Raw genomic sequence first — 495 nt, forward strand, 5'->3', positions numbered from 1 at the left:
AAATTCTTTAATCTTTTCATAATAAGGTTCAAAGATTACATTATAAGGAGCAAAAGCTTGATTATGATATTTACACCCATTAGAGAGGATTTGGGGGAGAATAGAATCAAGCTTTACTAGATCATCTCTTGTAAAGAGATCGTTCTTTTCAAAAAATCTATCCATATATTCTCTTCTCTCCCTCTCTCTTTTCTTTATCTCTTCTCTAAACTCAGGATAAAAGACATATACTCCTCCATATTCTTTACTAAGTTTTTCTTTTGCTATTACTTTTGGCATAAGGTATGTAAAAACTCCAAGATTCCATAACCATAGTAAGATAAATGCTAAAACTAAGATTCCTATTACTTTCATTGTCTTCCTCACTTTCTACTTTTATCTTGTTTTAATCCCTAGAGCATAACTTGCATCAGCTATATCTGCATATTCTTTGATTTTTACTATAAGTTCTTTAGGATTCATCTCCACCCCTCATATTTTTTATCTACTTTTACA

At 30.3% G+C, this 495-nt stretch carries 1 pseudogene; it reads right to left on the minus strand.

What is annotated here, in order from left to right:
• Positions 1–354: pseudogene (locus CQA57_RS08125) on the minus strand (hypothetical protein); the annotation flags it as partial.
• Between the last annotated feature and the right edge of the window lie 141 nt (positions 355–495).

This window comes from Helicobacter anseris, from assembly GCF_003364335.1.
In the GTDB taxonomy this organism is placed as follows: domain Bacteria; phylum Campylobacterota; class Campylobacteria; order Campylobacterales; family Helicobacteraceae; genus Helicobacter_H; species Helicobacter_H anseris.